The sequence below is a fragment of the Endozoicomonas sp. PH6C genome (genome assembly GCF_059322965.1).
The window spans coordinates 2420600-2437351 of sequence record NZ_CP185342.1; the positions used below are offsets into that span (position 1 = coordinate 2420600).

At 44.8% G+C, this 16752-nt stretch carries 3 protein-coding genes; all 3 read right to left on the reverse strand.

Features of this window, described 5'->3' with window-relative positions:
- Positions 1-444: 444 nt before the first annotated feature.
- The 3 genes from ACOMG9_RS09340 to ACOMG9_RS09350 all read right to left on the reverse strand — a co-directional run bounded on the left by ACOMG9_RS09340 (position 445) and on the right by ACOMG9_RS09350 (position 16746).
- A complete protein-coding gene (locus ACOMG9_RS09340) occupies positions 445-8781 on the reverse strand; it encodes a hypothetical protein (RefSeq protein WP_494530120.1) in 8337 nt (2778 codons plus the stop codon).
- Positions 8782-9131: 350 nt separating this feature from the next.
- Positions 9132-15656, reverse strand: a complete 6525-nt coding sequence (locus ACOMG9_RS09345; RefSeq protein ID WP_448216714.1) for a hypothetical protein — start codon at positions 15654-15656, stop codon at positions 9132-9134.
- 370 nt (positions 15657-16026) lie between these two features.
- Positions 16027-16746 carry a transposase gene (locus ACOMG9_RS09350; RefSeq protein WP_448216715.1) on the reverse strand — a complete coding sequence of 240 codons (720 nt, stop codon included), beginning with the start codon at positions 16744-16746 and terminating at the stop codon, positions 16027-16029.
- Positions 16747-16752: the final 6 nt, after the last annotated feature.

Sequence of the window (16752 nt, forward strand, 5' to 3'; positions counted from 1 at the left end):
CAGTGGGTTCATGATGTAGCAAGAATGGTCCCGCGTTCGGTTTGGCTGCTGGTTTCGAATCTTGTGATAACGTTTTTATGTTGCTGCTGAAGGTAGCGGCTCTGTTTCCGGAGGTGAGGCTGGCAACTTCGGGTTAAAGCAGCAGACTCAATAATTATACGACAAAAATCTATTTGCTAAATTGATATACGATTGAGAATCGTACGTCAGTTTGTTTCATGTTCATTGATGAATTCTTTTGGGCCGTCGAAGTTGAAATGAGTGGCAACCGTAGGGTGCCTAACACTAATATTTTTCAGAAGGTTTTCATCCTTTAAGGCGTTTATAGCTTTGGTGACAACAACAGGCGAATAGCTTCAGCCAATTAAACTGAGTTGGAACGCAGAGGGATGGAAAAAGTTGGTATTCAGATAGATGAGAATAAGGGGGCTGTTACTTAATGACTTAATATTCTGTCAAGGCTCTAAAATGCTCGAGATAATGGTGATCTTTCTTTAGGTCGTCTCCCAGAAAAGAGGCGATTTCAGCCGATATACAGTGAAATAAAGACAACCAGGAATTAAGATCTTTTTTGTATTTTTTAAATGCGGTGCACATAGCCTCCCGGTTATCATCGTACATAGCCGTTAGATCAGCGGTTGCAAGAAGTGCGAAAAAAGCCTTTTTTATTGGTTCATTTTCTTCAATCTTCTGTGTCATTATCCTATTCCAGAACGAATACCGTTCGTTGTTACGACTATCATTGAGGATCTCGTAAGCCCATAAATAATAGTGAATCAGGGCTGACTTTGTGCGATGTTTTTTCAAAAGAGCATTACTGATAGCCTCGTAATTTGGGTGAGACTCCAGTCTGGGCAGGTTATAAACGAATTCATCGAAACCGGTTTCAGGTTGTGGTGTTTCCTGTAGTTCTTCCAACAATGCTGTATAGTCAAGTCGGCGTAGCTTATAGCTTGCAGTACTCTCTGATAATTGATCACTATCAGAAACTGTTGCCGGTGTTTCCAGCAGATCTGATTTATCTAATAAAAAAGCTTTGACAAGGCTTAAATACTTTTTAATACTTTCTGGCCTGTCGCCATTTTCGATTTCACTGTCCAGCCAAATACCATATTGTTCTGGTCTTTTTTCAGTGGCAAATTGCCTGGTTCTCTCCATTGGTTCCAGAAGTATTCTTTCAATACTGTCAGGATCACTTATCCTTGGAAATAACGCTTCTTCAACTTCAGTGACATCATTGTTGAAGACAAACTGTAAGCTATGGTTTACGGGGAGAATTAAAAAGTGCTTTGCGATCAGTGTCGGCCAACCAGCTTGAGGCATCTGCAGAAGATTAAACCGTTCATTAGTAAAGATTCTGATGGCTGCTTCAACGGCAAAACGTACACCATATAGAGAGCTTGATAATAGCCCGGGCAAGATGTCCGTGACAATTTTACCCGCGTCTATAAAGATCTTATCCCCTGGTTTTTTGATCGATGCGTATTGAATAACAGGCTTATTGGTCAGATCTCTTTGCCAGGCTTCTGATGTCTCGTTCTGGTAATACTGGTAGTTGTCTAGCCGCATGTCCACCAGTGATTTCAGATAACCTCCATAGGGGAAGCCGAGATGACGTGCTTTTGCGAAATGCTCATGAGCAATGGTCAGTACTTTTTTGCGACCGGTCAATATTACCCGCTGGTCATCAGAACTTGTTTGTGCCTTCAGAAGCGTCAATCCAGCCAGGCAATGAAGCCAGCCTGACATCGCTGTAGATTGAGAATCCACTTTTCCCTCATATTTGTTTAACTGCTGTTTTAATTTTTGATAGCCAATTTTTCTGGCTTGCTCAATAGCAACAAGAAAAGTATTTTCGTCTCCATCTGTGAAATTTTTTACGCTGTCGCTGTTAAAGACAACATGGTCTATGACTTTTGATTGCATATTATGTGCAACAGCCTTGACTGGCTTATGCCATACATAGTTCCTAAAACATGTATGTAGTGTTTGCCAACCATCTGAGTCAACCTGAAGTTTTTTTGCCTTTTCTGCATTCCCACCGATAAGCTCGAGAATATACTGGTGAACCAGCAAAAGAATGTTGTAAATATACAATTTGGTATCTTGGGTAACCAGTTCGCGAGAAAAACCGATTAATTTTGTCAGAAGTTGTAAGTCATGACCGAAATGCATTGCGGTTAAAAGGGCCTGGGCATTGAAGGGTTGGGCTTTAAGACAAGAAAGGGTCGGCTCTGTTTCTGATGATACACTAACCAGATGAAAAGCAAGTTCTATAATATCTGCCATCATCTGATCATCAAAATTAGTATCTTTAGAGAGCTGCCTATGAGCCTTTTTCAGGTACTCGAAGAGTCCCGAGTGTGATTCAGAGCCAATTATAGAAAAAACAATGGTCAATGTGGATAAATCCAGGTAAACAAAATCAATCAATTCCGTTCGACCAGTAGCGAAGTACAGTACCAATCTTAATGTTGCTGCTCTACTCTCTGCCGTTTCCTTTACTGCTACCTTAACCGTCTCGTTTACCGTTTCGTCTATCGTTTCCTTAATTGCTTTCGCTTTCGCTTCCTTTAACCTTTCCAGAACCGTGATCGCTGCCGCTTTACCTGTCTCTGCCGCTTTATCTAACGCTGCCACTACCGCTGTCGTTTTATCTAACGCTGTCGCGTTCGAGTTCGTTTCTGCTGTCACTTTCTCTGTCGCTTCCGCCAGGGCTATCGCTTTCGCTTTGACGTTTGCTTTCGATTCCGCTATTGCTTCCGCTAACACTATAGCGTTTTCTGTTGAGTTCGAGTTCGAGTTCGAGTTCGAGTTCGAGCTCGGGCACAAGTGCGAGTTTGCTTCTGCTATCGCTACCTCTATGGCTAATTCAGCTATGGCATCTGCTGCACTTGTCGTAGCTGCTTCTGCTGACACGGACTCAGTCGCTTTCGCTTGTTCATGCTGTACGTTTTGCAGATGCCGGGTATTGGTAAATTGCTGACCCATTCGATTCAAAACAACATCAACTGCGCCATCAGAGCCTTTTACCGGAAGCTGCTCCAGAAACTCTCTGAGTAGACGAATGGAAGGTGTTACCCTGCCCGGAATATTGACTTGCGGGTTTTTCAGGTAAGTCTCTGCATCAAAGGCCAGTTTCAGTTCGAAAGTCTTTGGAATCAGTATCAGCCACTTGAGTAACAGTCCGGACAGAACCGGTGCATATGTTTGCAATTCTAATAAAATCTCAATGGACTGTGACACCCCGGAGAATGCAGAGTAGAGGGCCTGCTTTGGTGTTTTAAGCTTTTCTTCCATACCATGTTCAAAAAACAGAGAGAGCATTGGAGCATAGGGGAAGTAATACTCTTTAGAGATTAAAATAGACTCTTTTATCTTTTTCGCGTTAAGTTTGACTCCCGGTCCAAAGGACAACTCAATAGTTTTGTTGTCATCTGACATTTTGGCCCCTATCAAGGCCAGTGCCTTCAAAAAGTGGTAATAACCTATTCCCAGCTTGTTTGTTGAATCATTGCCATTTTGTACCTGAGCTACGCTGAATGCTGTGATGTGCTCTTCTACCTGTTGCAAAAATAATTTCGGGCTTTTCTGCATAAATCTGACTTCCTGAATAATATTGTTATCCAGTTGAAGTAAATACCCGGTATGTACTTGTTCATTGTGTGGTCCTGTTGATGGTCGGATAACAGGCTTCATTTTTTTTGACTGCCTGGCCGCATTTACGGTTCTTTTTGCTTTTTCAGAATGTGTACCTGTTTTAGACGTTAGTTGCGCCGGAGTGGGGCAGGCAGGAGCCTCTTTGATTTGAATAAAGTCTCTTGAAAGCAGCAAAGAGCGGGCAAGAATCCAGTCTTCTATTAAATCGAGTCTGGACTTTTTAATCGCCTTGTTATTTATTTGGTTATGATGCTCGTCAAATATTTCCCTTTCAGTCTTGCTGTCTTTGCTTAACGAAGCCTTGAGATAGCTTTCCCAAAAACCCATTTTCCAAAAGGCTATGAATCTGGGTTGATGATATTTGAGCAGTTGTCCGGTTTGCTCAGTATCCATGAAGGCTTTCAGGTCAGTCATGGCCAGTACCTGTGGGAAATAAGATATATCCATGTGCTGAGGTTTTTTTTTCGAGGCGCCCTTAATTTGCAGGGCGTTGAGACTGTAAGACCAAAGTTCATTGTGAATCTGACCGACTGCGGGTTCTTTTTTTCTCTCCAGTATCAGTATCAGTGAGCCGATGGTTTGTTGCAGCTCCCGAGCCCTGGGTCGAACTGTTTTCAGGGCTGTTAATATGGACGCAGTATTTGGTTCTCTCAGGGCACTGACAATGTGCTTCACCTCTCTGCCTCTGTCTGAGAGGTCTGACTCTTTGGCTAACCCCTGCTCAATCCTGGTCAGGGTGATGGCGTCTGTATCCTGATAGAGCTGCTCTAGAAATCCACCGCTCAACAGGCCTTCAACCTTTATCCGGGTTAAGCTTGTCGCTCTGGAAGCCATGCTGCGTAGCAGCCGGTTGACAGGTTCCAGCTGGGGCCAGCCTGCCGGATGTTGGTTGCGCAATTGCATTCCGATTAATAATTGGTAGGCAAGCGGTATACCGGCAATGGCTGACGGTAACAGTAGCTCGAAAGCCTTCTCATAGATCTGCAGTATTTCTGATTTTCCAGATGGGCATTTCTGGTTCAGAATGAACAACGCCTGAACCAGTTGCGCATAGGGGAAGTGGTTCTCATAAGCCGCCTGCTCTAAGTCTTTGCGCGGTTGACTGCCCAGGGTATTGGCCAGGTTGATGGTGATGACCGGTTGGTCTGTGGATGTATCAGCAGATGCTCCGGAACAGGCCAGTATTTTCAGGGTTTTTGTTTTTCCGTCCTGCAGTTGTTTTTGCAGTGTATCGAATTCTGTATCGGGCGCAGGGTTTTCTGCAGGGGCTTTGCAATCTTGCGTCTTTATTGCCCTGTTCAGCTCGTCCGCAAAGCGATGATCCATCTCCTTAAGCCAGTTTGATATTTCTACGGACTGAGATAAGGCTGTTTCGAAATTGATCGTATTCGAGATTGACTTTTGGGCTGCGGTTTTATTCTTTCCTTTATTTGAGTGCTCAGCAGTATCAGGTGCCACTGCCTCGCTAATATGAGCAACTGTAGAGCGTTGATCATCAGGGCTTGCTTCTACTGTGATATCGTTTTTTTCCGGCACAGTGGCAATGTCGCTTATTTCTTGTTGTTTCTGTTCCTTCTCATGGGAATTGAAAGAAGAATCTTTTGTTATCGCCTCTGCACCTTCGGCATAATTAGCAGTAGAAACTGTTGCCTGTTCGTCAATATCACTATTGCTATCCAGTGCCTTGTCAGGTTCGGGCTTGATATAAGGAAGCAGAAATTCCGGTAACCCGGATGATTCTGAAGATCGGCTGAGCAGTGACTGTTGAATAATCGCCTGAACCTGTTGCCCAGTGTCACTCGCGAGTAAGATTTTTAATGCATTTTGAGCATTATGCATCCGTCGATTTGCATTAATACCCGGGTAGGTTTGATCAGGTTGCGTGTCCTGAAGCAGTTTTTCAACCAAAGCGGGCAGGCTTGGCATAAGCAGTTTGGAACCCCTGGCAAAAGGTTCTACTCGGGTGAAATCGAAATAGCCTTCAGGACCAGCAGAAATATCGATCGAGAAGATTCGCCATTTTTTTGCTTTGCAAGTGACGAACCCCATTGCCTTTTCATTGTTTTTACAGGGAGTGCAGCTGATCTTTACGTTATGCAGTAGCCGACTGTGCTGCAATTCTTTGGGGTTAGCTAAAATCATAGTATGAATGTAGCTGCGTGTTACGACGGTGCCAGCCAGTGCGCTGCTTAGCTGTTCCTCTAAAAAGGCCGAAATGGTTTCCAGACTTTTGATATTATCGACTGCCAAATCAATATTATTGGTAACAGGTAACTTGCCAAGTTCGGTAGGGCCAACCAATGACGAAAGATGTTGCCATCGTGCTAAACCACCATAAACAAGAACATTTCCAATATCGGATATAACTCTATCGACCTCTGTATAGGTTTTTCTAAAAACAGGTGCGAGCACCAATAGTGCAGGAATTACGTAGCGGATATCCTGTTTTTTTACTAAAAATGCGCTCTCGTAATAAGCTTTTACATGAATATCCAAAGATTGCATTTCGTTGTTTATTGCTGATGTGGAGAGATCGGGCGCTATAAAAGCGATATATTTACTGGCAGATTCTTCCCAGAAGAAAATCACCGCGCCAAGCACGTTTCTACTAATGTAAAACGTTCCATCGGGTTTCTCTGTAGCGTCGAACGGGTAACAAACCAAACCTAATTTATTATAAAACCTGAACAGGTTCTGTCCCTGTTTTCCCTGCATGAATTTATCGGGTGCAGTAAATGCCTGTTTTAGCACTCGGCTGGCAGATTTTATGGACCTCTCTTTTGGCTGTTCGCTGGTAGATTTTATGGCGTTGCACTGAAGACTTTCCCGGCATAACAAAATGTCTTTTTGCCATTGTGGAAACAGTTCCCATAATGCATTCTCAAAATCACTGTCTTGCAGCCATTCGTTTTCCTGCTTATTCAAGCAGGAGCTGATCAGGAAGTGGGTGAACCACAGGTTGTTGTCACTGAGATGAGACAGTTTTACAGCGTGATTTTCGTGAAACAGAAACGTAACGACATCTTCAAACTTGTCCAGTTGTTGAGGCGTACGATCATGGTAGTTGTGGGAGTGATATCCCTGACCATCAGAAACAAAAATCCGTATAGAATTTTCCAGTGCTTTTGATGCCAGAATCATGTGTCGTTGATTATTCGGATCAAAACGCCAGAACATCTGATTATATAATGTTTCACTATCGCAATCGGGTATTTGGCATTGATGGAACAGGGTTTCAAATTTTTTATTGGATGTGATACCAAGCTGTTCCGGAAGAAAATCCGATATATCACCTATTTTTTCAGGCCGGAGTCCAGCGCACCCGTAGAAATACAATAGATGGTTAAGCAAGGATTCTGAGGTTACTGCGTCTGCCAGTGTGACCGGGTGGCTGTCGTCCGGTGGTGGCGGCTCATTATCGTCAATATTATTCCTGCCGTCAGGGCTCGCAGTTCGTCTACTTTTGTTGCCACTTTGTTCCGCTTTTTGTGCAGAGTGATAACTCGGGCAGGATTGAGATTCAGGCGGTCCATTATTCCCCTGGACACCAGAAGCAGTCATTATGCCTGATACAAACCCTGTAGAGGGGAGTGACATATCTGGCTGATGAGGGATGGCAGGAGGATTAAAGCCGTCGAACGCGTTGCTTGTTTCGGGCACCAAAGCCAATGGGTTTCCGTTTGCTTGATGGCTAAAAAAAGGTGATACACGACCGGAAAAGTATGAGTGGACAGGGTGGCCCGGAAACTCACGGTTTAAATAGGTCAACACATTGTTCAGTAACTCAGGCCGCCGTTTAACAAACTGGTAAAGTGAACCAGGGTCGCTCAGAATCTGCTCCCTTACCAGGGCACTGAGGCTTTTCGGGATGGGTGATGTGAACCCTGAGAGAATTCCCCGCCACTGATAGAGATTAAAGGGCGTATTGGTCACCGTGCTCATAAGCAGGGCAGCCAGGTTGAGATGCTCACTTTCTACCAGGGTGCCAATCTCTGGTCCATCCCAACCGGCGTAATGATCCTCGACATTATAAGGGGCATCAGCGAACCGCATCAGCAGCACCGGGTCACCTGCTCCCCAGAAATGGTATTTCCGATGTCTGTCGTTGCGGGCGATGAACAAAGAAGATCTCGACCAGGCCGGGTAAGTATCATTGCCGGGCGATACCTTTTCCAGTGCCCAGAGGTTAAAGTACTTCCCGGTCATGAGTGTCGGGCCAGGGTTTATTGCAGTCTCGGGAATGCCAGGTTGATAAACCCAGTTTTGATCTGACCACTGATAAAGCCAGTGATTATTTTGGCAAGCGTGTATTTTTTCTTTGTCAGCTGGCTTGCTTTTATTGGGTTCTCCAAACAACTTATCGTGGGAAGAGAGGCAATCAATAGCCTGATTGACCGGCTTAATATAACTACTGTCCAAAGCGGTTTGCCCGTCAGCGCTGATACTGTCTTTTCTAGCCAGTTCGGGCAATAGCCAGGGTTTTGCGTGATTCAGCGGGAAATCAATAAGAACGCTCTGACACTTTTTATGCTCTGTAAGCGGATTGGTCTGGCAGATAATGGCCTGCAGGCGATTCTGCTGACTTTCTCGCCAGGGACGCAGGAAAAGGGTACTGGTATGGGTGTCGTTTAGTAGTTTCCAAAGCGACAGCCAGGCAGACAGAGAATCACCCTCGACGGCCTGAGTCTCTGACGATGATGTCGAGGGTGAAGCCGTAATCTGCCATACAGGATGATTTTCAATGCAAGTGGTTTGCACTGATAAGCGGCTTTTCAGCAAAGAGTGATCGATAATCACCGGATGAGGGTTGCAATCGGGGGCATCACCAAAAGCCCGGGACAGTGAGGGGAAGCCGCGACTGAAAGAAGGGTAGGGTACGGTTGAAGGAGGAAGCAGCTTTGCTAACAGAAACCCGGGCAGATGACTCAACCATTGATTCTGGAAAAAAAGGGACAGCTTTTTGGGGCTGCCAACGTCGTGTATTACGTGATAATGGTTACCCAGCTTGAGGTGGAAATTATTGGCTTTAAATCCGGCGTAGAGACCCAAAAAGCGGATTTCTGGTGCCTTGTGCCCGGGTTCATTCTGGTGGCCGGAGGTATGACCTGATTGTACGTTCATTTCAATTATGAATAGCAGGGCAATTAAGAGAAGTTTTAACAGTCTTCTGTGACAAACAAGCATAGAATTGCCGTAGATCCCATTTGATAATTATTAATTTGTCAATCAAAGTTGACCTGTTAAATAACAGTTTTTATTTTTACCGACTGTATTGTTTTGATATCCATGGAGTCTGAGAAAAAATAGCAGTGGGTTCAGGATGTAGCAAGAATGGTTCCGTGTTCGGATTGGCTGCTGGCTGCGAATCTTGTGATAACTTTTTTATGTTGCTGCAGTGAGCGGCTATGTCTACAGAGGCCAGACTGACAGCATCGGGTCAACGCAGTAAACTCAATCACTATGCGACAGAATCAACGGATCCGGTGCTTAATGATTTTATATTTTTTTGAGACTTCAAAATAAGTGGAATTGAAATCTGTATTTTGCGCCTCTTCCAGAATAGTGGCGATTTGGGCTGACATACAGTGATAAAAAGACAACCAGGAATTAAGGTCTTTTTTGTATGGTTTAAATGTGATGCTCATGGCCTCCCGGTTATCATCGTACATAACCGTCAGATCGGCGGTTGCCAGAAGTGCGAAAAAAGCCTCTCTCATTGGTTCATTTTCTTCAATCGCCTGTTTCATTATCGCGTTCCAGAACAGAACCTGTGCGTTGTAACGGCTATCAGTGATGGTATCGTAAGCCGACAAATAATAGTGAACCAGGGCAGAATTTGTGCGATGTTTTTCCAAAAGAGCATAACTTAAATCCATACAATTCGGGTGGGGTTGGTGCCAGGACAAGTTATAAAAGAATTCATCTAAATTGTTTTCAGAATGTGATGTTTCCTTCAACACTTCAAACAATTTTGTCCGGCTTAGCTTATAGCTGGCAATATCCTCCAACAATTTATCAATATCAGAAGCTGTTTTCCCAGATGATGTAGTCTGCACCTTTGATGTGTCCAATATAAAAGCTTTGACAAGACTTAAATACTTTTTAATATTTTCTGGCCTGTCACTATTTTCGATTTCACTGTCCAGCCAAATACAATATTGTTTTGGTCTTTCTTTAATTGTAAATTCCCTTTTTTTCTCCAGTGGCCTCAAAAGCATTCCTTCAATACTGCCTGGGTCAACTATCCTGGAAAATAACGCTTCTTCAACTTCAGGGCCATCATTGCTGAACACAAATTGGATGTTATGTTCAAAGGGGTTAATCAAAAAAAACTTTGCCATCAGTGCTGGCCAACCAGCCTGAGGAATATGCAGAAGATTAAACCGTTCATTAGTAAAGACTCTGATGGCTGCTTCAGTGGCAAAACGTACACCATGTAGAGAGCTTGCTAATAGCCCGGGCAAAATGTCCGTAACTATCTTACCTGCTTCAATAAAGATCTTTTCCCCGGGTTTTATGATCGATGAGTATTGAATAACAGGCTTATTGGCCAAGTCTGTTTGCCAGGCTTCTGATGTCTCGTCCTGATAATACTGATAGTCGTCTAGCCGCATAGCCACTAATGATTCCAGATAACCACCATAAGGGAAGCCGAGTTGACGTGCTTTCATGAAATGATCATAAGCACTGGCCAGTGCACTTTTGTGACCGGTCAACACAATAGTCTCTTTTAACTTTTTGGCGTTGAGTTTAATTTCCGGGCTAAAGGGCAACTCAATCGTTTCGTAATCCTCTGGTATTTTTGCCCCCATCAGTGTCAGTGCCTTTAGAAAATAGTAATAACCCATTCCCAGCTCGTTTGTCTGATTTTTATTTTTTAGTAAAGCCCTTCTGAATACAGAAATCTGCTTTTCCACCTGCGGCAAAAAAAATGCCGGGTTTTCCTGAATAAATTTGACTTCCAGAATAATCTTGTCATCCAGTTGAAACAAATTCTGGAGATGTTCTTCCCGATTGAATGGTCCTGCCGAGGGTCGGATACCTGGCTTCAGTGCTGTTGGTTGAGCGGCTGCGTTTGCGGTTTTTTTTGCTTTTTCAGGTTTTTTATCTGTTTCAGACGTTAGTTGTGCCGAAGTCGATGGAGTAGGGTGAGGCGGATCTTCTTTGATTTGAATAAAGTCTCTTGAAAGCAGCAAAGATCGGGCAAGAATCCAGTCTTCTATTAAATCGGGTCTGGACTTTTTAATCGCCTTATTATTTATTTGGTCATGATGCTCGTCAAATATTTCCTTTTCAGTCTTGCTGTCTTTGCTTAACGACGCTTTGAGATAGCTTTCCCAAAAGCCCATTTTCCAAAAGGCTATGAATCTGGGTTGATGATATTTGAGCAGTTGTCCGGTTTGCTCAGTATCCATGAATGCTTTCAGGTCAGTCATGGCCAGTACGTTTGGGAAATAAGATATATCCATGAACTGAGGTTTTTTTTTCGAGGCGCCCTTAATTTGCAGGGCGTTGAGGCTGTACGACCAAAGTTCACTGTGAATCTGACCGACTGCGGGTTCTTTTTTTCTCTCCAGTATCAGTATCAGCGACCCGATGGTTTGTTCCAGTTCCCGAGCCCCGAAGTGGATTGTCTTTAGTGCTGTTAGTGTGGAGGGGTTATCCGGTTCTCTCAGGGCATTGACAATGGCCTTTACTTGACTGCCTCTGTCTGAGAGGTCTGACTCTCTGGCTAACCCCTGCTCAATCCTGGTCAGGGTAGTGACGTCAGTATCCTGATAGAGCTGCTCCAGAAATCCACCTTTCAACAGGCCTTCAACCTTTATCTGGTTGAAGCTTGTCGCTCTGGTAGCCATGCTGCGTAACAGCCGGTTGACAGGTTCGATCTGGGGCCAGCCTGCCGGATGTTTGTTGTGTAATTGCATCCCGATTAATAATTGGTACGAAAGCGGTATACCGGCAATGGCTGCCGGTAACAGCAGCTCGAAGGTTTTTTCATAGATCTGAAGTACTTCTGGTTTTCCAGATGGGAGTTTCTGGTTCAAAATGAACAACGCCTGAACCAGTTGTGCATAGGGGAAGTGGCTCTCATAAGCGGCCTGTTCCAAGTCTCTGCGCTGCTGACTGCCCGGGGTATTAGTGAGATTGATGGTGATGACCGGTTGGTCACCGGATTTATCTGCAGAAGCTCCGGAGCAGGCCAGTATTTGCAGGGTTTTTGTTTTTCCGTCTTCCAGCTGATTTTGCAGTGTATTGAGTTCTGTATCTCGCGCAGGGCTTTCTTCAGGGGTTTCGCCTTCTCCTGTGGCATCGCAATGTTGCATCTTTATTGCCTTATTAAGCTCGTCCGGAAAGTTATAATCCATCTCTTTAAGCCAGTCTGATATTTCTACGGACTGTGACAATGCAGATTCGAAATTGATCTTATTCGGGATTGGCTTTTGTGCGGCGGTTTTATTCTTTCCCTTTTTTGACCCTTCAGCAGGATCAGGTGCCACCACCTTACTGTCATGAGCAACTGTAGAGTGTTGATCTCTGGCATCGTTTTCTGCCTTATTCTCTACCTTGATAGTGCTTTCCTGTTCATTGTAAGACTGCGGCTTAATATAAGGATGCAGAAATTCCGGTAACCTGGATAATTCTGAAGAACCGCTGAACACTGACTGTTGAATAATTGTCTGTACCTGTTGCTCAGCGTCACTTGATAGCAATATTTTCAATGCATTTCGGGCATTTTGCACCCGTCGATTTGCAACAATACCCGGGTAGGTTTGATCAGGTTGTGTGTCCTGAAGCAGTTGTTCAACCATAGCGGGCAGGCTTGGCATAAGCAGTTTGGAATTCCTGGCAAAAGGTTCTACACGCGTGAAATCGAAATACCCTTCAGGGCCAGCAGAAATATCGATCGATAAGATTCGCCATTTTTTTGTCTTGTAACGGACGTCCCCCAGTGTCTTTTCATTGTTTTTATCGTGAAGGCAGGTGATCTTTACGTTATGCAGTAGCCGTTTGCGCTGCAATTCTTTTGGGTTGGCTAGAGCCATAGCATGAATGTTGCCGCTTCTAACAATGGGGCCAGACAGGGTACTTTTTAGCTTTTTCTCTAAAGCGGCTGAAATGGTTTTCAGACTTTTGATATCCTCAACTGCCAAATCAATATCATTAATAACAGGGACCTTGCCAAGTTCGGTGGGCTTAACCAACAATGAAAGATGTTGCCACCTGGCTATACCCCCATAAACAAGAGCACCACCAATATCTGATATAACACTCCAGATTTCTGTATAGATGTTTCTAAAAACAGGTGCGAGCACCAATAGTGCAGGAATTACATAGCGGACATCCTGTTTTTTTACTAAAAAGGCGCCCTCGTAATAAGCTTTTACATGAATATCCAAAAATTGCATTTTGTAGTTTATTGTTGATGTCGAGAGATCCGGAGCTATAAGGGCGATATATTTACTGGCAGAATCTTCCCAGAAAAAAATCACTGCTCCAAGCAGGTTTTTGCTGATGTAAAATGTTCCGTCGGGGTTCCCTGTATCGTCGAACGGGTAACAAACAAGGCGTAATTTGTTGTAAAAACTGAATAGGTTGTGTCCGTATTCTCCCTGCATGAATTTATCGGGTGCAGTAAACGCCTGTTTTAGCAGCTTGCTGGCAGATTTTATAGTGTTGCACTGAAGACTTTCCCGGCATAATAAAATATCTTTTTGCCATTGTGGAAACAGCTCCCATAACGCATTTTCAAACTCACTGCCTCGCAGCCATTTGTTTTCCTGTTTGCTTAAGTGGGGGCGGTTCAGGAAGTGATTGAACCACAGGTCGTTGTCACCGTGACGGGACAGTCTTACCGCGTGATTCTCGCTAAAGAGGAACGTATGAATACCTTCAAACTCCTCCAGAGGCTGTTGAGGCGTATGAGCATGGTTTATATCATGGCTGTAGTAGCGATATTTCTGACCACCAGGCACGATGACCTTTATAGAATTTTGCAAGGCTTTTGATGCCAATTCCATGTGTTGTTGGTTTTTCGGATCAAAACCCTGGAGTATCTGGTCATATAATGTTTCACTGTCGCAGTCAGGTGGTTGGCATTCACTGACCAATGTTTCAAATCTTCCACTGGATTTAATATCAAGTTCTTCCTGAAGAAAATCGGACACACCAATCACTCTTCCGGGCCTGAGCTCGAAGCGCCGGTAAAAATACAATAGATGGTTAAGCAAGGATGCCGAAGATACTGCGTTTGCCAATGTGACCCGATGGCTGCCGCCCGGTGGTGGCTCATTGTCGTCAATATTGTTCTCACCATTTGATTTAGCACTTCGTTGACTTCTGTTGCTGCTTTGTTGCGCTTTTTGTTCAGAGGAAAAAGCCGGGCAGGATTGGAATTCAGGCAGTCCATTATTCCCCTGGACACCAGAAGCAGTCATTATGCCTGATGCAAACCCAATATAGGGGAGTGACATATCTGGTTGATGAGGGATGGCAGGAGGATGAAAACCGTCGAATGCGTTGCTTGTTTCGGGCACCAAAGCCAATGGTTTTCCGTTTGTTTGATGGCTAAAAAAAGGTGATACACGACCGGAAAAGTATGAGTGGACAGGGTGGCCCGGAAACTCACGGTTTAAATAGGTCAACACATTGTTCAGTAACTCAGGCCGCCGTTTAACAAACTGGTAAAGTGAACCAGGGTCGCTCAGAATCTGCTCCCTTACCAGGGCACTGAGGCTTTTCGGGATGGGTGATGTGAACCCTGAGAGAATTCCCCGCCACTGATAGAGATTAAAGGGCGTATTGGTCACCGTGCTCATAAGCAGGGCAGCCAGGTTGAGATGCTCACTTTCTACCAGGGTGCCAATCTCTGGTCCATCCCAACCGGCGTAATGATCCTCGACATTATAAGGGGCATCAGCGAACCGCATCAGCAGCACCGGGTCACCTGCTCCCCAGAAATGGTATTTCCGATGTCTGTCGTTGCGGGCGATGAACAAAGAAGATCCCGACCAGGCCGGGTAGGTATCATTGCCGGGCGATACCTTTTCCAGTGCCCAGAGGTTAAAGTACTTCCCGGTCATGAGTGCCGGGCCGGGGTTTATTGCAGTCTCGGGAATGCCAGGTTGATAAACCCAGTTTTGATCTGACCACTGATAAAGCCAGTGATTATTTTGGCAAGCGTGTATTTTTTCTTTGTCAGCTGGCTTGCTTTTATTGGGTTCTCCAAACAACTTATCGTGGGAAGAGAGGCAATCAATAGCCTGATTGACCGGCTTAATATAACTACTGTCCAAAGCGGTTTGCCCGTCAGCGCTGATACTGTCTTTTCTAGCCAGTTCGGGCAATAGCCAGGGTTTTGCGTGATTCAGCGGGAAATCAATAAGAACGCTCTGACACTTTTTATGCTCTGTAAGCGGATTGGTCTGGCAGATAATGGCCTGCAGGCGATTCTGCTGACTTTCTCGCCAGGGACGCAGGAAAAGGGTACTGGTATGGGTGTCGTTTAGTAGTTTCCAAAGCGACAGCCAGGCAGACAGAGAATCACCCTCGACGGCCTGAGTCTCTGACGATGATGTCGAGGGTGAGGCCGTAATCTGCCAGACAGGATGATTTTCGATACAAGTGGTTTGTATTGACAGTTGGCCTTTCAGCAAAGAGTGATCGATCATCACCGGATGAGGGTTGCAATCGGGGGCATCACCAAAAGCCCGGGACAGTGAGGGGAAGCCGCGACTGAAAGAAGGGTAGGGTACGGTTGAAGGTGGAAGCAGTTTTGCTAACAGAAACCCGGGCAGATGACTCAACCATTGATTCTGGAAAAAAAGGGACAGCTTTTTGGGGGTGCCAACGTCGTGTATTACGTGATAATGATTACTCAGCTTGAGGTGAAAGTTATTGGCTTTAAATCCTGCGTAGAGACCTAAAAAGCGGATTTCTGGCGCCTTGTACCCAGGTTCATTCTTGTAGCTGGAGGCATGACCTGAATGTACGTTCATTTCAATCGTGAATAGCAGCGCAATTAAGTGAAGTTTTAACAGTCTTCTGTGACAAACAGGCATAGAGCTGCCGTAGACCCCATTTGATAATTTGTTAATCAGAGTTGACCTGTTAAATAACAGCTTTTATTGATACTGATTGAATAAATTGTTCTGATCTCTACGGAGACTGAGAAAAAATAGCAGTGGGACCAAGATGTAGCAAGAGTGGCTTTGTATCTGCGTGAATAGCTTTTAATGGGGTTTATGTAATTCTGCCGAACGCTGGGTTGTAGATCCCTTATTTGACTGGTTAGAAAACTATCGCCGTTTATAGAAAATAATGAGCGTAAACTGAACCCAAGTCTTCAATTTACACATTTGGTCTTGGCTAAGTTGCTTTTATCTGTTGTTTGAACCAGTGTCCCGCAATTTTTTCAGAAAGCCGTTCACCTGTTAGCTCGGTAGCCTCTGTCAGCACTCGCCGCCAGCCCAGATAATGTTTCAAGTATTTGGTCGCAATCCCGTGAAAAACACCATGAATCCATCCTTTCAAGTGGCTGTCCGTTTTTTTATCATTACCTCCTTGTCTTGCTGGTCTTGGTAGCTCTGATCTCTGCCCTTTGAAGGACTCACGCAAAAATGTTTCATCCAGTTCAACAATATCACCCAGATCATTTCCTTGGTCATCCTCCAGCACGACAAGGAAGCGGTGTCGCCAGCGGAAAGAGGTGCGCAGAGTGACGCCACATTCAGATGCTGCCACTCGCAGGGTTGTGGAGTGGCTCATTCCATTCAGATAAGTCTGCCACTTTTCAGGATGTCGAAGCCGGGCTAACGGGGTTGCTGTTAATGCATTAAATGTTTTGTGGCATGACTTGCAACGGTAGCGCTGCTTGCCATCACTGCTACCCCAGCGTTTTATCTGATCACTTTCACAATGAGGGCACCTCGGGTGCTCAGAGAATTTCTGTTGAATGGTGGTGCTCAGGTTCGGTTGATGCGTCTTGGTCTCAACCTCTGGAGAAAGAGCTTTGTTAAGAATATTCTTCTGATGGCTGGTCAATGTCGAAATGGCATCAAGAAATGACTTGAAGGGAGCATATTGCATAACGGC

Coding starts and splice junctions, on each gene's coding strand:
- ACOMG9_RS09340 (WP_494530120.1), bottom strand. CDS start 8,781: ATGAACGTACAATCAGGTCATACCTCCGGCCACCAGAATGAACCCGGG.
- ACOMG9_RS09345 (WP_448216714.1), bottom strand. CDS start 15,656: ATGAACGTACATTCAGGTCATGCCTCCAGCTACAAGAATGAACCTGGG.
- ACOMG9_RS09350 (WP_448216715.1), bottom strand. CDS start 16,746: ATGCAATATGCTCCCTTCAAGTCATTTCTTGATGCCATTTCGACATTG.